At 65.5% G+C, this 15871-nt stretch carries 20 protein-coding genes; 5 read left to right on the forward strand and 15 right to left on the reverse strand.

Features of this window, described 5'->3' with window-relative positions; genetic code table 11:
* Positions 1 to 82: 82 nt before the first annotated feature.
* The 3 genes from NRG23_RS24515 to NRG23_RS24525 all read left to right on the forward strand — a co-directional run bounded on the left by NRG23_RS24515 (position 83) and on the right by NRG23_RS24525 (position 3527).
* Positions 83 to 988: a LysR substrate-binding domain-containing protein gene (locus NRG23_RS24515; RefSeq protein ID WP_081359803.1), complete on the forward strand. Its 906-nt coding sequence runs from the start codon at positions 83 to 85 to the stop codon at positions 986 to 988.
* Between the two features lie 145 nt (positions 989 to 1133).
* The gene (locus NRG23_RS24520) at positions 1134 to 2186 is read left to right on the forward strand and encodes a hypothetical protein (protein ID WP_257372549.1); all 1053 of its coding nucleotides are present in this window, start codon (positions 1134 to 1136) and stop codon (positions 2184 to 2186) included.
* A gap of 123 nt (positions 2187 to 2309) precedes the next feature.
* Positions 2310 to 3527, forward strand: a complete 1218-nt coding sequence (locus NRG23_RS24525; RefSeq protein ID WP_257372551.1) for an MFS transporter — start codon at positions 2310 to 2312, stop codon at positions 3525 to 3527.
* Between the two features lie 75 nt (positions 3528 to 3602).
* Here NRG23_RS24525 and NRG23_RS24530 read toward each other — a convergent pair whose 3' ends face one another.
* The 3 genes from NRG23_RS24530 to NRG23_RS24540 all read right to left on the reverse strand — a co-directional run bounded on the left by NRG23_RS24530 (position 3603) and on the right by NRG23_RS24540 (position 4470).
* Positions 3603 to 3881: a Rho-binding antiterminator gene (locus NRG23_RS24530; protein ID WP_041984178.1), complete on the reverse strand. Its 279-nt coding sequence runs from the start codon at positions 3879 to 3881 to the stop codon at positions 3603 to 3605.
* Entirely contained in the window at positions 3878 to 4174 is a 297-nt protein-coding gene (locus tag NRG23_RS24535) for a DUF2024 family protein (RefSeq protein ID WP_257372553.1), read from the reverse strand. Before NRG23_RS24535 ends, NRG23_RS24530 begins: the two co-directional genes overlap by 4 nt.
* A 65-nt stretch (positions 4175 to 4239) precedes the next feature.
* Positions 4240 to 4470, reverse strand: a complete 231-nt coding sequence (locus NRG23_RS24540) for a thioredoxin (RefSeq protein WP_009050812.1) — start codon at positions 4468 to 4470, stop codon at positions 4240 to 4242.
* A 125-nt stretch (positions 4471 to 4595) separates the two neighbouring features.
* Here NRG23_RS24540 and NRG23_RS24545 point away from each other — a divergent pair, with 125 nt between their 5' ends.
* Together NRG23_RS24545 and NRG23_RS24550 are read left to right on the forward strand one after the other, a co-directional pair.
* Entirely contained in the window at positions 4596 to 5156 is a 561-nt protein-coding gene (locus NRG23_RS24545) for a MarR family winged helix-turn-helix transcriptional regulator (protein ID WP_016703597.1), read from the forward strand.
* A gap of 3 nt (positions 5157 to 5159) precedes the next feature.
* On the forward strand, positions 5160 to 5876 hold the full coding sequence (locus tag NRG23_RS24550; protein WP_257372554.1) for an MOSC domain-containing protein: 717 nt from the start codon (positions 5160 to 5162) through the stop codon (positions 5874 to 5876).
* Between the two features lie 13 nt (positions 5877 to 5889).
* Here NRG23_RS24550 and NRG23_RS24555 read toward each other — a convergent pair whose 3' ends face one another.
* The 12 genes from NRG23_RS24555 to NRG23_RS24610 are packed head-to-tail and all read right to left on the reverse strand — an operon-like array spanning position 5890 to position 15852.
* The gene (locus NRG23_RS24555; RefSeq protein WP_257372555.1) at positions 5890 to 6360 is read right to left on the reverse strand and encodes a type II secretion system protein M; all 471 of its coding nucleotides are present in this window, start codon (positions 6358 to 6360) and stop codon (positions 5890 to 5892) included.
* A gap of 3 nt (positions 6361 to 6363) precedes the next feature.
* The gene (gspL, locus tag NRG23_RS24560) at positions 6364 to 7446 is read right to left on the reverse strand and encodes a type II secretion system protein GspL (protein WP_257372557.1); all 1083 of its coding nucleotides are present in this window, start codon (positions 7444 to 7446) and stop codon (positions 6364 to 6366) included.
* A 5-nt stretch (positions 7447 to 7451) separates the two neighbouring features.
* Positions 7452 to 8324 carry a type II secretion system minor pseudopilin GspK gene (gene gspK, locus NRG23_RS24565; RefSeq protein ID WP_028683393.1) on the reverse strand — a complete coding sequence of 291 codons (873 nt, stop codon included), beginning with the start codon at positions 8322 to 8324 and terminating at the stop codon, positions 7452 to 7454.
* Positions 8317 to 8919 (reverse strand): type II secretion system minor pseudopilin GspJ, encoded by a 603-nt coding sequence (gspJ, locus tag NRG23_RS24570; protein ID WP_257372559.1) that lies wholly within the window; start codon positions 8917 to 8919, stop codon positions 8317 to 8319. The genes gspK and gspJ overlap by 8 nt, the downstream gene beginning before the upstream one ends.
* Positions 8916 to 9290 carry a type II secretion system minor pseudopilin GspI gene (gspI, locus tag NRG23_RS24575; protein ID WP_103331107.1) on the reverse strand — a complete coding sequence of 125 codons (375 nt, stop codon included), beginning with the start codon at positions 9288 to 9290 and terminating at the stop codon, positions 8916 to 8918. The genes gspJ and gspI overlap by 4 nt, the downstream gene beginning before the upstream one ends.
* Positions 9274 to 9738 (reverse strand): type II secretion system minor pseudopilin GspH, encoded by a 465-nt coding sequence (gspH, locus tag NRG23_RS24580; RefSeq protein WP_009050804.1) that lies wholly within the window; start codon positions 9736 to 9738, stop codon positions 9274 to 9276. The genes gspI and gspH overlap by 17 nt, the downstream gene beginning before the upstream one ends.
* 1 nt (position 9739) lies before the next feature.
* A complete protein-coding gene (gene gspG, locus NRG23_RS24585; protein WP_009050803.1) occupies positions 9740 to 10174 on the reverse strand; it encodes a type II secretion system major pseudopilin GspG in 435 nt (144 codons plus the stop codon).
* Between the two features lie 12 nt (positions 10175 to 10186).
* Positions 10187 to 11401: a type II secretion system inner membrane protein GspF gene (gene gspF, locus NRG23_RS24590; protein WP_016703589.1), complete on the reverse strand. Its 1215-nt coding sequence runs from the start codon at positions 11399 to 11401 to the stop codon at positions 10187 to 10189.
* 2 nt (positions 11402 to 11403) lie between these two features.
* On the reverse strand, positions 11404 to 12888 hold the full coding sequence (gene gspE, locus NRG23_RS24595) for a type II secretion system ATPase GspE (RefSeq protein ID WP_028683389.1): 1485 nt from the start codon (positions 12886 to 12888) through the stop codon (positions 11404 to 11406).
* The gene (gene gspD / locus NRG23_RS24600) at positions 12885 to 14786 is read right to left on the reverse strand and encodes a type II secretion system secretin GspD (protein WP_257372578.1); all 1902 of its coding nucleotides are present in this window, start codon (positions 14784 to 14786) and stop codon (positions 12885 to 12887) included. Before gspD ends, gspE begins: the two co-directional genes overlap by 4 nt.
* Positions 14783 to 15334, reverse strand: a complete 552-nt coding sequence (locus tag NRG23_RS24605; protein WP_257372580.1) for a type II secretion system protein N — start codon at positions 15332 to 15334, stop codon at positions 14783 to 14785. Before NRG23_RS24605 ends, gspD begins: the two co-directional genes overlap by 4 nt.
* Positions 15331 to 15852, reverse strand: a complete 522-nt coding sequence (locus tag NRG23_RS24610; protein WP_257372581.1) for a cytochrome b — start codon at positions 15850 to 15852, stop codon at positions 15331 to 15333. Before NRG23_RS24610 ends, NRG23_RS24605 begins: the two co-directional genes overlap by 4 nt.
* Positions 15853 to 15871: the final 19 nt, after the last annotated feature.

The raw sequence follows: 15871 nt of genomic DNA on the forward strand, positions 1-15871 counted from the left end.
TCAGTGAGGGGTTGCGGGGGCGAAACTTCAATTTTAACATAGCAGCTGTTAAATAATTTAATAGCTAAAGGCGCCTCCAGCCATGCCTGAGCACCGTTTGCCACCGCTCAACGCGGTGCGTGCCTTTGATGCCGCCGCCCGCCTGGGCAGCTATGTCGAAGCCTCGAAAGCCCTGCACGTGACCCAGCCGGCCATTGGTCGCCATGTGAAGCTGTTGGAGGAATGGCTGGGCACGCCCTTGTTCGAGCGCACCTCGCGCGGCGTCACCCTGACCCCGGCCGGGGAGAAGTACCACCGCAAGATCGCTGCGGCCCTGCAGCTGATCATCGAGGCCGGCAAGGACGTGCAACCCAAGGCCGCCGAACGCTGGTTGCGAATCATGGTGGTGCCGGGTTTCGCCAAGCGCTGGCTGACCCCGCGGCTGGAGGCCATGCGGCATCTGCGCCCGGGCCTGAAGTTCGCCATCGAGCCTAACTCGACCTTCACCGAAGTGGACGCCAAGACCACCGACCTGGGCATCGCCTATGGCCTGGACGGGCAATACGCCGGCTCGCGGGCGACGCTGATCTGCCCGCGGGTATTTCCGATCTGCAGCCCGGAATACCTGGCCAGCATCGAACCCGTCCACAGCCCGAGCGATCTGGTGAAGCACGAGCTGATCCACTTCGACGACGGCGAGTGGTGGAACATGTGGTTCGCCGCCAATGGCCTGGATATCCACCTCACCTCCGACCTGATCTACGTGAACAACGACCATGCGCTGTCGGTGGCCGAAAGCGGCCAGGGCATCGCCCTGGCCAACGAGGTGCTGGTACGCGAGGAGCTCAAGGCGGGCAGGCTGGTGCGGGTGTTGGACGATCAGGTAAAGCTGGAAAGCTATCGGGTACTGACCCCGTCAGCGGAGCTTTCGGCGGATGTGCAGTGGTTTATCCAATGGCTGAAAACCGAACTGGAAGCGGACTTTCCGGAGGCGGTGATTGGTCGGTGACATCACCCTGTAGCCACGACAATTTTCAGACTAGGTGGCACTGTCCCGCATGGAATGACAGGCCGCAGCGAGATCGGTACGGCATTTCGATGCAGGGGTGGGTATGGCAGTATCGCGGCATTTTCAGGGACAGAGGGCGGATGCCATGGCGTTGCATGATTCGATCATTCTCGAGATTTGTAATGGGGGGTTGAGCAGGGAGCTTCGGGTTGCTGATCTGACCAACGAGGCGCGCAAGGTCTTGCGAACCGTGAAAGGGAGCACCCAAGAGTTCTACCGGGTCGGATTCAACTTCTACAAGAAGACCAACCTGGATACCGAGCTGGCTAATTTTGCGGAGGATACCGGCTATTGGGTCAAAGCCGGCCGGGCCGCCAAATACCGAAAGGTGGGACCAGGGCTGTATCGGGTGATTGCCCTGGAGGAAACAGAGGCGTTGAGCGAGGTGGATACGGTTGAGCCCGTGCTTGCACAGTATTCATCCTTGCCCTCGTTCGAGGACCGTTTTGCCTGCTACCTGGAGACCCAGGCGTTTCAGGTTTTCGACAGAAAACGCAAAGTTCTCTATCCATCAACTGGTGTCGTGGGGTTCCCCGCACGGCTCGACAGTTATTTCTGGCCCAAGCCGTCTTTGAACTATGGGGTGAACGCAGCGACGCTCCAGGGCTTTATCGATCGGGCACAGAACATGCTACCAAAGCTGCTGGATGACGCTCGTCAGGTCACGGATATCGTCCCGCTGTTCACCGAAATCTGTAACTGGGGGAAGGTGACTCTGCCGACCACCGATGCCCAGTACATAGTCGACCAGTTGCTGATTGCCCAGCGTGGCCGTCGTACGCAAGCGGCCGCCATGAATAGCGCCTGGACCAAGCTGTACGCGATCTTCTTTCCTGAAGACTTTGTCATCTACGACTCCCGAGTGGCCACGGCGCTGTTGCTTATAGGCGAGACAGTGATGAGCGATAGCGAACTGGAGATCTTCAAGCAGCGCTACCCTGCCTTGGGGCAGATCGCCGGTCGGGGGGGATCGCGTTACTGTGCTCGAACCTACTGGCGTCATGCCTGGGGCAAATGGTCTGCCCAGCTTGATGCAAACACCTTGGTGAAGCGCGTACTCGCAGCCTTGAATCAACGTACACAAAGCCAGTACAGGTTGCGTGAGCTGGAGGCGGTGCTGTTCATGGAGGGCTACTGAAGGCGGGTGCTTGAACCCTGTGGCAGCGTTTTCGGATCCAAAGCCGATGGCGTTGCCACCCTGAAAAATGGCACATTGGCCACCCCTGCAACTGCGCATCCATCTGCTGTACGGAAACTCCTCATGGCTATCAGCAACGTTCAGTCCGCCTCCGTGGCGACTCCCGCGGCCTCTCAAAGCAGCCCTCTGGTGCTGCGTATCATCGGCGCGGTGGCGCTGGCGCATTTGATCAACGACCTGATCCAGGCGGTGCTGCCGGCGATCTACCCGATGCTCAAGGCCAGCTACGGCCTGACCTTCACCCAGGTCGGCCTGATTACCCTGACCTTCCAGCTCACGGCCTCGCTGCTGCAGCCCTGGGTCGGTTATTACACCGACCGCCATCCCAAGCCGTACCTGCTGCCGGTGGGCATGATCTGCACCCTGATCGGCATTCTGATGATGTCCCAGGTCGGCAGCTTTGCCTTGATCCTGCTGGCGGCGGGGCTGATCGGCGTCGGCTCCTCGACCTTCCACCCGGAAGCCTCACGGGTGGCGCGGCTGGCTTCCGGCGGGCGCTACGGCCTGGCGCAATCGAGCTTCCAGGTCGGCGGCAACGCCGGCACCGCCTTCGGCCCGCTGCTGGCGGCGGCGATCATCATTCCTTTCGGCCAGGGCAATGTGGCCTGGATGGGCCTGTTCGCGGTGTTCGCCCTGGGGCTGCTCTACGCCATCAGCCGCTGGTACGCCAGCCACCTCAAGCTGTTCAAGCTCAAGCAGGGCCAGGCGGCGACCCACGGGCTGTCCAAGGGGCGGGTGCTCAGCGCCCTGGTGGTGCTGGGGCTGCTGGTGTTCTCCAAGTATTTCTACATGGCCAGCTTCACCAGCTACTTCACCTTCTACCTGATCGAGAAGTTCGACCTGTCGGTGGCCAGCTCGCAGCTGCACCTGTTCCTCTTCCTCGGCGCGGTGGCGGCCGGGACTTTCTTCGGCGGGCCGATCGGCGACAAGATCGGGCGCAAGGCGGTGATCTGGTTCTCGATCCTCGGCGTGGCGCCGTTCACCTTGCTGCTGCCCCATGTCGACCTGTTCTGGACCAGCGTGCTCAGCGTGGTGATCGGCTTCATCCTGGCGTCGGCGTTCTCGGCCATCGTGGTCTACGCCCAGGAGCTGGTGCCGGGCAATGTCGGCATGATCGCCGGGGTGTTCTTCGGCCTGATGTTCGGTTTCGGCGGGATCGGCGCGGCGCTGCTGGGCCACCTGGCGGACATCCACGGCATCGAGTACGTGTACTTCCTGTGCTCGTTCCTGCCGCTGTTCGGCCTGCTGGCGATCTTCCTGCCGCGGACCCAAAAAGCCTGAGTGCATGCCGTGAACGAAAGGGCGCCGACAGTGATGTCGGCGCTTTTTTTGCCCTTGGCCAAGGCGCTCGTCGAGTCAGATCGAGCAGTGTTGCCCGGCCAGCAGGATGCGGCCGAAGCTGCGCTTGGCATCCAGCGGGGTAATCGCCAGCAGCTGGTCGAGGCGTATTTCGAGCGGACCTTCGGCGTCCTCCAGGCAGAAGAATTCTTCGCCATTGGCGCTGGTGCGGGTGGTCTTGCCGAGCGCTTCGAACTGGCTGCCATCGACCCGTTCCACCAGCAGCCGGTAACCATGCATGCAGGCGATTTCCAGGTAGTCGTGCAGGTCGCAGTCCAGTGGTTTATAGGCGTTCATCCGCTCACCTCCAGGCCGGTCGCCTCGAAGCCCGCTGTCTGGAAACCTTGCAGTGGAATGATGAAATAGCCTTGGCGGGCGATGCCTTGCATCACCTGGGGATCGCCGATCTGGCTGTGGCAGAAGCGGCATTCGTTCTGCGATACGTCGCTTTCCCGCACGCCCAGGCTGTCCAGCCAGGCAAAGGCATATTGCCGGGCCAGGGCGGCGTCGTGGGTTTCGGTCAGCACGTCGAAGTGCAGGTAATGGCCTGCGCGGGTGCGCACATGGGTGTCGAAGACTTTCACGTTCATGGCGGTTTCATCCGTCGAGAAAAGAGAGCGCCAGCGCCTCGTCAGGCGTGCGCTGGCGAGCGGGTCTACTTGAGGTCGGCCAGGGCCGCACCGAAGTTCAGGTGCAGGACCTTGTCCGCGACCACCAGGGCCGGCACCGATTTGACCCCGGCGGCTTCGGCCTCGGCGATCCGCGCGGGTGCCTGGCCGAGGTGGACGATTTCCACTTTGATTTGCGGGTCCAGCAGTTCCAGCAGGGTCTGTTCCGTCTCGACGCAAACCGGGCAGCCAGCGTGGTAGTAACGAGCGTGTGTCATGGGCTGAGCCTCCAATAAAAGTATCGAATCGATACTGTATTTAGATTTTCACTGGCTCAGGTCTTTGTCAATATAGTTTTTATTCGATACTATTTATCGCAGACATTGATCCGGGAAATGCCCCTGTGCTGTTCGATTTGCTTGAAAGGCTTACCAGCCTGACCCGCGTCTGGTTTCGCGAGCACCCGCTGCTGGCGGATATCCAGCCGATCCAGTTGAGCGCGCTGCTGTACCTGGCGCGCTGCAACGGCTATTCCAATACACCGCTGGCGGTGGCCGATTACCTGGGCCTGACCAAAGGCACGGTGTCGCAGTCGCTCAAGGCGCTGGAAGCCAAGGGCCTGATCAGCAAAAGCCAGGACGCCCGGGACAAACGCAGCGTGCACCTGCTGCTGACCGAGCAAGCCAGGACCCTGCTGGCGGAAGTGATGCCGCCGGCGTTCCTCGAGACCGCCGCGCAACGCATGGGCGGGCAGGCCAGGGAACTGGAGCACTTGCTCGGCGAGCTGCTGCGCAACGTGCAGCGCACCCAGGATGTGCCGAGCTTCGGCCTGTGCAAGACCTGCCGCTTTCACCAACAGGTCGCGGGCGGGCCTTTCTGCGGCCTGACCGAAGAGCCGCTGGCGCCTGCCGACATTGAGTTGATCTGCCGGGAACATCAGTTCGCCGATGAAACCATGGAGTAGGTAATGACCCCTGAGCGTATAACCCTCGATGCCCTGTTGACCGGCCGCGCCGTGGCCTACAGCCGCCCGGGATCGATGAGCGCGATCGCCAAGACTGCGCGCACCGGCAGTCTGCAGGTCGGTCCGCTGGGCCTGCTGGACGACGAGCAGGGCGACCTGCGGGTGCATGGCGGCACGGAAAAAACCATTCATCACTACCCCCGCGAGCACTACGCCGCCTGGGCCACCGAGTTGGGGCCGCACGCGTTGCTGGAGCAGCCGGGCGCCTTTGGCGAGAACTTCAGCAGCCACGGCTGGACCGAGCAGAACGTCTGCCTGGGCGACCGTGTCCGGGTCGGCAGCGTGTTGCTGGAGGTGTCCCAGGGACGCATGCCGTGCTGGAAACTCAATGACCGCTTTGCCGTGAAAGACATGTCGCTGCGGGTCCAGCAGAGCGGGCGCACCGGCTGGTATTACCGGGTGCTGGAAGCGGGCAGCGTATGCGCCGGGGACGTGTTGCAGCAGGTCGAGCGCCCCTTCGAACAGTGGCCGCTGTCGCGCTTGAGCGCGGTGCTGTTTTCCCGCGAGGTGGCAGTGGAGGAGATTCGTCTGTGCCTGGAGCTGCCGCTGGTGCCTTCCTGGCGCCGCACCCTGGAGCGCCGGGTCGAGCAGGCGGCGGTCGAGGATTGGGGCCCGCGCCTGCTGGGCACTGAGCGGGTCGATGAGGAGCCCGTCCGCTGAGCGGCGGGCGCGATCAGTTCGCCTGCAGGGTCAGGCGCGCCTGGACCAGGGCCTGAGGGTCGACCTCCAATTGCAGCGACACCAGGTTGACGCCCTGGTTTTCCACCTCGTCCAGCCAGGTCAGCAGGTCTTGCAGCGCACCGCCCAGGTTGAGGTTGAGGCGTCCGGATTCTTCGCTGTCCATGCGTTCGATGCTCAGGTTGGCCGCGGCCGTGCTGGCGGTGATCAGGCCGGCCAGGGTGCGGCTGTTGGCCTGTTGGCCGCGGGCCTGGGTGGACGAAGGGAGCTTGAGCAGATCGGTTTGCAACTGTAGAGCCTCCTGGAACTGCTGTTCAGCCTCGCGCAAGGCCTGGTGCTGCGGATTCCAGAGCAGGGTCCAGAACAGCGTCACGGCCAGAAACAGGCTGAGCAGCTTCAGGGCCAGGCGATCGCGGGCCGGTAGCTGCTGCCAGCGGTTCGAGTAACGATTGAAAAGGGTGGTCATGGTTTAGTCCGTGATTTTCAGGCGGGCGCTGACCCCGTCGGGAGCGAGCACGGCCGAGTCGGCCTGGACGTTCGCGCCCTGCTGCGCGAGGGCTTCGCGCAGGCGTTCGAGGGTGGAGAAATCCGGCGCGTTGACTTGCAGGGTCCAGCCTTGCGCCTGTTGGTAGTCCAGCCGGCGGATCCGCGTATCGCCGCCGTCGCTGCTGGTCCATTGGCTGGCCAGGTTGTCGAGCCGGCGCGCCAGGCTTTGCCGGGGCTGGCCGGCCTGCCGGGCACGGGCCTGGACCTGGCGGGCGAGGTCGATCACCCGCGGCTCGTCGGGGAAGCGCTGGCGCCAGAGCTCCAGACTGGCCTCGGTCACCTCGGCGGTCTGGTGTTGCAGCAGCCAGCGGTGGCCCAGGTCCTGTGCCACTTGAGCGCCGCAGGCGATGGCCAGGATCGCCAGCAACGCCCACCAGGGCGTACGCGATGGGCTGCGCAGGGCGAACGCGCCCTGGCGCAGGTCGATGGCCTGCGCGCTGCCCCGGGCCAACAGCGGCCAGGGTGTTTCCTCGCTGCGTTGCAGGTTGTCGGGCAGCAGCGGGGCCAGCTCTTCGAGGGTCTGGTCGTCGAGCGCCAGGCGTTGCTGGCAGGCCCCGCCAATCAGCCAGCGGTCGTGGCAACGCAGGGCCAGTGCCTGGTTGTCCGGCAGGCAGTCGGCATCGACGTGAATGCGCTCGACCGTCAGGCCATGGCGGGCCAGCCGTTCCAATAGTTGTTCCAGCCACTGCCGTTGCAGGGCGAACAGGCGACAGTGCCGACGCGCCTGCAACGGTCCACGGGCCAGGTGCAACTGCACGGGGTCGTCCAGCAGCCGTTCTTCCAGCACCGAATGGATGGCTTGCTGCAGCCAGCGGCCACTGCGCGGCGGTACGTCGAAGCGGTGATGGCTGGCGATTTCGGCCGGCAGCAACAGGGTCAGGCGCCGGCCGGCCAGCACTGCCGCCTGTTGCAGCGTGCCGTGCACCGGCTCGCCGTCGGTTTGCCACCAGGTGACGGGCGAGTCGTCGTCCGCATTCACAGTGGTGAGGTAAAGCCAGGCTTGCATGGGGTTTACTCCGGAATACGGGAAGGGGCGGCGAGGGTGCGCTGCAGTACGCTGACCTGGCCGTCCGGCTCGATGCGCAGGCGGCTGATCAAACGCAATTGGCGGTCGCCCAGTTCGACATCCAGCACCGCCTGGAAATAGCGGCTGCTGACGTCGAGCCCCTGGCTGTTGATCTCGTGCTGTTTCAACACGGGGGCGTCGAGAAACTCCTGCACCGTCTTGTAGCCATCGGCGGGGCGCGCCTGCACCAGGGCGACGGCCTGGGCCAGGTCGAGCTTGCCGAGGCTGGCCAGTTGTTCGGCCGGGGCGGTGTTGAGGTTCAGGGCCCCCGGCGTGGTCCTGACCCAGGGCCGCAGGCGTTCCATGACCGCTGTGTCGACGCCTTCCAGGCGCATCAATTCGTTGCTGTCGTTCCAGGCCAGCGGCTTGCCGTCGAAACCACGCACCGGCGGCAGGCGCCTGGGGTCGTGGGGTGGCAGGCCGAGCACTTGCAGCAGGCGTTGATAACGCAGGCGGCTGATCCGGTCGTTGGGCGTGCGCAGGGTGCCGAGGTTGAAGCGCGCGCTGAGGTCCTGCAGCTGGATGCGGATACGCCCGCCGTCGATGTCGAACAGCGGTGTGTTTTGCGCCCAGCGCTGGCCCAGGTGCACGCGCTTGGGCTCCGGCTCATCGCGCCAGTCGTCGCGCAGTTGGCCACGCGCCCAGGCTTCGCCACTGAGCGCCAGTTGCCACAGTTGCTGCTGCAACAGTTGGTTGGAACTGCCGATCAGGCTCAGGCGCTGGCGAGCCAGCATGTCACTGACGATCAGGGTCGCCAGGGAGGTGATCAGCAATACGCTGATCAGCGCGATGCCCCGTTGTCTACAGGCCTTAACCATGCTCCAGCCCCTTGAAGCCCGGCAGTAGGATCACCCGCCGCAGGCCGGGATAACCCGGGGCGTCGAGCTCCAGCTCAATGGCCTGGGGCAGGCTCAATGGCGCCTGGCCGGCGGGCCAGTTGGGGTGGGCCTTACCCTGGTCGTCGATGTAGCGCAGGCGTTCGAGCCGGACGCCATCGAGCAGCAGCTGTTGCGCGGCGGTGCCGGACAGGGCGGGACTGTCCACCGGGCTGCGGTATTCGCGCAGCCATTGGTCGTCGTTCCAGTGATAGGTGACCAGCAGCAGGTCGTTGCGCGCCTGCTGCAAGGGGTTGCTCCAGCCGCCGCGTACCAGCTGGATGCGCCCGGGCTCGCCGATCAGTGCCTGGCGCGCCGAGCTGCCGTTGACCGGGTAGGCGATAGCCTGGGTCAGGTCGCGTTCGAAGATGCCCACGGCGCGTTGCAGGCGCCGCAGTTGCAGTTCGTGCTGATGAATCCGCTGGTCGGTGTGGATCATGCGCTCGAGCAACTGATAACAGGCCAGGCCGAGCAGGCTGAACAGGGCCATGGCGATCAGCACTTCGAGCAGGGTGAAGCCCTGCTGCCGGCGTTTCATGGGCGGGCCTCCAGGTAGCCCGCCAGGCGCGCGCGTTGCCGCGGCATGGGCGCGTCGGTGGAGACTTCGAGCACGATCTTCAGCAGGCGCGGGTCGGGCGCCGCGGTGGTTTCGCTGGTCAGCAGCCAGTCGCGCCCGGCGAAGCGGATCGGTTCCTGGCGCTGGCTCTGGGCCTGGCGCATGCCGGCGCGCAGCTCGTTCAGGCGGTTGTCCGCCAGCCATTGCGCGAGAGTGCGTTCGCTGAGGCCGCCGTTGTTGCCGATCAGGTGTTCGGTGGCGCTGTAGAGCGCCAGCGACAGCACGGCGAAAATGGCCAGGGCCACCATCACTTCCAGCAGGGTGAAGCCCGCCTGTTCATTGCACCGGGGCAAGACGCACCTCCTCGACTCCGTCGCTGGACAGCGACAGCAGCGGCTGCTGGCGGTATTCCAGCAGCAGGTTGAAAGGCGAGATCTGGTCGTTGGCCAGCACCCAGAGTTGCGGCTCCTTGCCCTGCGGTCGTGGCTCCTGCAGGTTCAGGCGCAGCTCGCCGGGCAGCCGGTGTTCCTTGAAGCGCTGGTCCGCCTGCCACTGGCCGCCGCGGTCGAGGCTCAGCACTGTGTAGTGGTCCGGCGCCAGGCGCAGGCCGTGATTGATGTTGTTCAGTACCGCGTCTTCGCGCAGCAGGCCAATGAGGTTTTGCAGGCGCTCGGCCTCGCGCCGGGCCTTCTGCCCGCCCGAGTCGCTCTGGACCAGCCCGACCATGCCGGCCAGCAAGCCGATGATCACCATGACCACCAGCAGCTCCAGCAGGGTGAAACCCGCCATTGGCTTGCGCACTTCAAGGCTCCCAGTTGCCGATGTCGGCGTTGGTCCCGTCGCCGCCGTTGCGGCCGTCGGCACCGAAGGAATACAGGTCGTAGGCCGAGCCCTCGCGACCCGGGGCGAGGAACTGGTAAGGGTTGCCCCACGGATCCTTGGGCAGGCGCTTGAGGTAGCCGTCGGGGTTCCAGTTGAGGGCCGCCGGCAGGCCGGCCGGTTTTTTCACCAGGGCTTCCAGGCCCTGCTGGGTCGAGGGGTAGTGGTGGTTGTCGAGCTTGTAGATTTCCAGGGCCGTGGCCACGGCCTTGATGTCGCTGCGGGCGGCGGTGACCTTGGCCTGGTCCGGGCGGCTCATGATCTGCGGGACCACCAGGGCGGCCAGGACACCGAGAATCACCACGACCACCATGATCTCGATCAGGGTGAAGCCGCGTTGGCGGGAAGGGTTGCGCATGTTGTGGGCTCTTCAGGTGATGAGTTGGTTGAGGTTGAGAATGGGCATCAGGATGGCCAGGACGATGACCAGCACGCTGGCGCCCATGAACACCAGCATCGCCGGCTCGAACAGCCCGACCAGCATGGCGATGCCGTTGGACAGCTGGGTCTGCTGCTGGTGGGCGGCGCGTTCGAGCATGCTGTCCAGTTCCCCCGAGCGTTCGCCGCTGGCGATCATGTACAGCATCATCGGCGGGAAATCGCCGCTCTGTTCCAGGGCCCGGGTCAGCCCGCTACCTTCGCGCACGGCACGCGCCACGTCTTTCATACGAGTACGAATCTGCTGGTTGGCGACCACTTCGGCGGAGATTTCCAGGGCATCAACCAGCGGCACGCCGCTGCGTCCGAGAATCGCCAGGGTGCTGACAAAACGGGTGCTGTTGCTGGCCTGGATGACCCGCCCGATCACCGGCAGGCGCAGCTGGAGCTGGTGCCAGCGCATGGCCAGGGCAGGCTTGCGCAGGGCCACGCGCAGGCCGGCGGCGAGGCTGCCGAGTATCAGCAGCAGGAGCAGGCCGTAGTCCCGGGCGAAGTCGCTGGTGGCGATCAGGCCACGGGTCAGCACCGGCAGTTGCTGGCCACTGTCGATGAACACCTTGACCACATCCGGCACCACGAAACTGAGGAGGAAACCGACGATGCCGAAGGCCGCCAGCAGCAGGATGCTCGGGTACAGCATGGCCAGTTGCAGCTGCTGACGGGCGGCATGCCGGGCCTCGGTGTAGTCGGCCAGCTGCATCAGGACCTGGGCCAGGTGGCCAGCGCGTTCGCCGGCGGCCACCGTGGCCCGGTACATCGAGCCGAAGGCGCGCGGGTATTCGCCCATGGCCCGCGCCAGGTCATGGCCTTCCAGCACCCGCGCGCGGATCGCCAGCATCATGCTTTGCTGCGCGCGTTTGCTGCATTGCGCGGCGACGGCGGCCAGCACTTCTTCCAGTGGCAGTGAGGCCTGGACCAGGGTTGCCAATTGGCGGGTGAGCAAGGCCAGTTGCGCCGGGCTGAGGCGTTGGTTGCTGGTCAGTGCGGCGCCGGAATGGTCCTTTTGCCCGCGGGCCGGTTTGACCTGCAGGGCGATCAGATTGCGTTCACGCAGCAGCTGGCGGACCTGCCGCGCGCTGTCGGCTTCCTGTACGCCGCGGGTCTTGCGTCCGGCGTTGCACATCGCGAGGTATTCGTAGGCGGCCACGGTCAGTGCTCCCGGGTTACACGTAGCAGTTCTTCGACGCTGGTGACGCCTTGCAGCACCTTGTCCCGGCCGTCGGCGAACAGGCTGTGGGCATGCTGGCGCGCGTAGTGGGTCAAGGCGGCCTCGCCAGCCCCTTCGTGGATCAGCTGGCGCAGCGGTTCGTCGAACAGCACCAGTTCGTAGATGCCCTGGCGACCGCGATAGCCGCTGTGTTGGCAGGCCGGGCAACCGACCGGGTGGTAGAGCAGCGGCGCCTGTTGCGGGTCGAGGTTCAGCCGGTGGCAGGCCGCGGCGTCGGCGGGCGCGGCGCTTTTGCAATCGATGCAGAGCACGCGCACCAGGCGCTGGGCGACCACGCCGAGCAGCGAGGTACAGAGCAGGAAGGGCTCGATGCCCATGTCCAGCAGGCGGGTGACGGCGCCGATGGCGCTGTTGGTGTGCAGGGTGGACAGCACCAGGTGGCCGGTGAGGGAGGCCTGCACGGCGATGTCGGCGGTCTCCCGGTCGCGGATCTCGCCGACCATGACCACGTCCGGGTCCTGGCGCAGGATGGCGCGCAGGCCTCGGGCGAAGGTCATGTCGACCTTGGTGTTGACCTGGGTCTGGCCGATGCCGGCCAGGTGGTATTCCACCGGATCTTCGATGGTCAGGATGTTGCGGGTCTGGTTGTTCAGGCTGCTGAGCCCGGCATACAGCGTGGTGGTCTTGCCGGAACCGGTGGGGCCGGTGACCAGCAGGATGCCGTGGGGGCGCAGCAGGGCGTCTTCGAGTTTGCCGCGGATCGCCTCGGCCATGCCCAGCCGGCCCAGGTCCAGGCGCCCGGCCTGTTTGTCGAGCAGGCGCATCACCACCCGCTCGCCGTAGGCCGAAGGCAGGGTGGAGACCCGCACATCCACTTCATGGCCGCCGATGCGCAGGGCGATGCGGCCGTCCTGGGGGATGCGCTTTTCGGCGATGTCGAGCTTGGACATGACCTTGATCCGCGACACCAGCAGGCCCGCCAGTTCCCGGCGCGGGCGCAGCACTTCGCGCAGCAGGCCGTCGACCCGCAGGCGCACGGACAGGTGTTGCTCGAAGGTTTCCAGGTGGATGTCCGAAGCCTTGACCTTGACCGCCTCGCCGAGGATCGCGTTGATCAGGCGAATGATCGGCGCGTCGTCTTCCTGCTCCAGCAGGTCGGTGATCTGCGGCAGCTGTTCGGCCAGGCTGGCCAGGTCGTCCTGGCCGGCGATCTGGTCGCCCAGGCCCTCGGCCATTTGCATGGCGTCGTCGCGGCCGTCGCGATACTGCCCGGCCAGCCGCTCGGCGAAAGCCTCGGTGTCGAGTATCCGGTGGCCCCGCAGCGGGCCGTGGCAGCGGCGGATCTCGGCAAGGATTTCCACCGGCGTGTCGGCCCGGCAATAAAGCCGCAGGCCGCTCTCCATGGGCTCCAGCAGGACCCCATGGCGCTTGGCGAAACCGAAGGGCAGGCGCGCGACCGGGTTCATCGGCGTGGCTCTCTGGCGCGCATGTCGATGGTCCCATCCTGCGGGGCGGCATCGAACAATTGACGCGAGTCGGCCGGCAGGGCCAGGCCGCTGCGGCTGTCACCGTTGGCGCGCAGCTTGCGCAGGTCGTTGTACTTGCGCTGGCTGACGTTGATGGCATCGGCGCTGCCCCGTACCAGGGTCGGCCGCAGGAAGACCATCAGGTTGGTCTTTTCGGTGACGTCCTTGGTGCTGGTGAACAGCCGGCCGAGCAGGGGAATGCTGCCCAGCACCGGTACCTTGCTGACCTGGGTCTTGACGTTGTCCTTGATCAGGCCGCCGAGCACGATGATCTGGCCGTCGTCGGCGAGGATGGTGCTTTTCACCGAACGCTTGTTGGTGATCACGTCGCTGGTGGTGATGCCGGGCGGGGCGCTGGCCAGCTCCGAGCTTTCCTGCTCGACCTTCAGGCGCAGGGTGTTGCCCTCGTTGATGTGCGGCGTCACCTTGAGGGTCACGCCGACGTCCTGGCGCTCCACGGTGGTGAAGGGGTTGCTGGCGCCGGCGGTGTCGGTGGTGTACGAGCCAGTCTGGAACGGCACGTTCTGGCCGACGAGGATTTCCGCCGCTTCGTTGTCCAGGGTCAGCAGGCTCGGGGTGGACAGCAGGTTGTTCTTGGAGTCGCTGGACAGGGCGGTGACCAGCGCGCCGAAATTGCTGGTGCCGATGCCGATGATGGCGCCGTCCGGCAGGGTGATGTTCTTGTCCTTGCCGTTCCCCAGCAGGGTACCGATCGACAGCCCGGTGCCGCTGAAATTGGTGCCGCCGGCGACGTTGCCGGCGCGCGCCGCCCATTGCACGCCGAGGGCTTCGTTGATGTCGCCGCTGACTTCGACGATGGCCGCTTCCACCAGCACCTGGGCCCGTGGCTGGTCCAGCTGGGTGATGACTTTGTCGAGCATGCTCAGTTGCGCCGGGTCGGCCATCAGCACCAGGGCGTTCTGGCTTTCATCGGCGCTCACCAGTATCGAATTGCCGCCGCCCTTGCCTTCGCCGCCACCGCGATTGCCGTCGTCCAGGCGCTTGCCGATGCCGTTGAGCAGCTTCGACAGCTGCTTGGCATCGCTGTGGTGCAGGCGCACCACCCGCGCGCTGTCGTTGGCATTGCTCGGCACGTCGATGGCCCTGACCAGCTCGGCCATGCGCTGGCGGGCCTGGGCGTTGCCTGCGAGGATCACCCGGTTGCTGCGGGCGTCGCCCACGGCCTTGGCATCGCTGGGGCCGTTGCCCGTCTGGCTGATGCTTTCGTTCAGGGTGCGGGCCACGTCGCTGGCCCAGGCGTGCTTGAGGGCCACGGTGCTGAACGAGCGGTTGCCGGCCTGGTCCAGCTCGCTGACCACCTGGCGGATGCGCTCGACGTTGCTGGCGCTGTCGGAAACCACCAGGGCGTTGGAGCTGGCCGAGGGCGCGACATAGGCGTCATCGCTCACCAGCGGGCGCACCACCCCGGAGATTTCCGCGGCGTTGGCGTTGCGCAGGTCCAGGACCCGGGTCACGAACTCATCGCCCGATTGCTCGCTGGATTTGGTCTTGGCTTCCACCGCCGGCACGATCAGCACCCGGTCGCCCTGGTCCAGGGCGACGAAACCCTGGCTGCGCAGCACGCTGAGAAACAGCGAGTAGATACCCTCCTTGTCCAGTGCATTGGACGATTGCACGCTGACCTTGCCTTGCAGCCGGGCATCGACCACCAGGGTCTTGCCGGTGATTTCCCCGACCTCGCTGGCCAGGTCGCGCAGTTCGGCGTCCTTCATGTTCAGCGTCCACAGGCGCTGGGTGGTGAGGGCCGCGCTGCTGGGCAAGGCATTCAGCAGGAGGCCGAGGCTGAGCACGGCGCCGGCAATCTTGGACAGTTTCATGGTGTGTTCTCTATCGCTTGCAGAAGGGCCGTGGCTTTTCGGTCGGCGACCTCCGGAGGGGGTGTCTGGGGGCTGAGCAGGTGCATCTGGCGCCCGGGTAGCAGCAGGTTCTGTTCACGGTCGTTACGCAGCACCACGACCTGGTCGGCGCTGACGCTCTTGAGCAGCGTGCCGTCGGGCAGGCGTTCGCCCGGGGAGTAGAAGGCCCGGCTGTCGGCATGCTGGATCAGTGCCCTGGATTGCTCGGGCTGGTTGCCCAGCAGGCTGGCGAGCAGGACCAGCGGCAGGCTGGCCTGCGCGCTGTCGAATTCGACCGGCACGGCGCCGAAGACCCTGGCGATGTTGTGATCGTCCAGGGGCGCGGGCAGGAGCTTTTCGGCGCTGGCACTCGGTACCGCGGCCGGCACCGGCTGGCCCGCCAGCACTTGCCGGTAGGTCCAGCTGTCGAGGCCGAGCCAGGCCAGCCACAGGCCCAGGGCGACCAGGCTGGCGGGAAGCAGGCAGCGTTGCCCGAGCCAACGCGGGCGCCATGAGAGCAGCGTCTTCATGGGCGTTTCGGCAGCATGCGTCTGAGCACGCCATGGCCGCGCAGTTGGTGGAGGATCACCGCGGCGATATGGCCGGCCACCAGCAGGGCCAGGGCCATGCAGCTGTAGTGGTGAAGCTCCTCGAAAAAGGTGATGGCCGCCGGGTCCTGCAAGGGTTGCGGGAGTTGCAGGCCGAACAGGTCGATCGGACGCGACATCATCAGCACGCCGCTGAACAGCACGGTGCCGAGGGTGACCAGCAGGGCGGCGTGCCCGGCGTGCACCAGCGTGCGTTCAGCCGCGCTCTGATGGGCAGGGGCCGGCGGAGCGGGGTGGCGCACGAGGTAGAACAGCCGCAGGACGAACAGCGGCACCAGCAGGGTGGTCAGCGAGACGTTGATAAAGGCGATCGCCTGCCGGACCGAGGGCGCAGGCTGCAACAGGGCGCTGGTGTAGCCGCTGATGGTTGCCCACAGGACAACGGCGGCGAACAACCAGTGCAGCAGCCTGCGCGGTCTTGAGTAGTGAGGGTGGTTCATGTCGATTCCCAAGGTCCGC

Origin of the sequence: Pseudomonas sp. T8, assembly GCF_024610635.1 — a bacterium.
GTDB lineage: Bacteria > Pseudomonadota > Gammaproteobacteria > Pseudomonadales > Pseudomonadaceae > Aquipseudomonas > Aquipseudomonas chlororaphis_I.

Bases quoted from the DNA above. Each gene is read 5' to 3' on its own strand.
- NRG23_RS24605 (WP_257372580.1), bottom strand. From the start codon at position 15,334: ATGAAGACGCTGCTCTCATGGCGCCCGCGTTGGCTCGGGCAACGCTGC.
- NRG23_RS24610 (WP_257372581.1), bottom strand. From the start codon at position 15,852: ATGAACCACCCTCACTACTCAAGACCGCGCAGGCTGCTGCACTGGTTG.
- NRG23_RS24520 (WP_257372549.1), top strand. From the start codon at position 1,134: ATGGCGTTGCATGATTCGATCATTCTCGAGATTTGTAATGGGGGGTTG.
- gspL (WP_257372557.1), bottom strand. From the start codon at position 7,446: ATGCAAGCCTGGCTTTACCTCACCACTGTGAATGCGGACGACGACTCG.
- NRG23_RS24540 (WP_009050812.1), bottom strand. From the start codon at position 4,470: ATGACACACGCTCGTTACTACCACGCTGGCTGCCCGGTTTGCGTCGAG.
- NRG23_RS24530 (WP_041984178.1), bottom strand. From the start codon at position 3,881: ATGAACGCCTATAAACCACTGGACTGCGACCTGCACGACTACCTGGAA.
- NRG23_RS24550 (WP_257372554.1), top strand. From the start codon at position 5,160: ATGACCCCTGAGCGTATAACCCTCGATGCCCTGTTGACCGGCCGCGCC.
- NRG23_RS24515 (WP_081359803.1), top strand. From the start codon at position 83: ATGCCTGAGCACCGTTTGCCACCGCTCAACGCGGTGCGTGCCTTTGAT.
- gspG (WP_009050803.1), bottom strand. From the start codon at position 10,174: ATGCGCAACCCTTCCCGCCAACGCGGCTTCACCCTGATCGAGATCATG.
- NRG23_RS24535 (WP_257372553.1), bottom strand. From the start codon at position 4,174: ATGAACGTGAAAGTCTTCGACACCCATGTGCGCACCCGCGCAGGCCAT.
- gspE (WP_028683389.1), bottom strand. From the start codon at position 12,888: ATGAACCCGGTCGCGCGCCTGCCCTTCGGTTTCGCCAAGCGCCATGGG.
- gspD (WP_257372578.1), bottom strand. From the start codon at position 14,786: ATGAAACTGTCCAAGATTGCCGGCGCCGTGCTCAGCCTCGGCCTCCTG.
- gspK (WP_028683393.1), bottom strand. From the start codon at position 8,324: ATGGTTAAGGCCTGTAGACAACGGGGCATCGCGCTGATCAGCGTATTG.
- NRG23_RS24555 (WP_257372555.1), bottom strand. From the start codon at position 6,360: ATGACCACCCTTTTCAATCGTTACTCGAACCGCTGGCAGCAGCTACCG.
- NRG23_RS24525 (WP_257372551.1), top strand. From the start codon at position 2,310: ATGGCTATCAGCAACGTTCAGTCCGCCTCCGTGGCGACTCCCGCGGCC.
- gspJ (WP_257372559.1), bottom strand. From the start codon at position 8,919: ATGAAACGCCGGCAGCAGGGCTTCACCCTGCTCGAAGTGCTGATCGCC.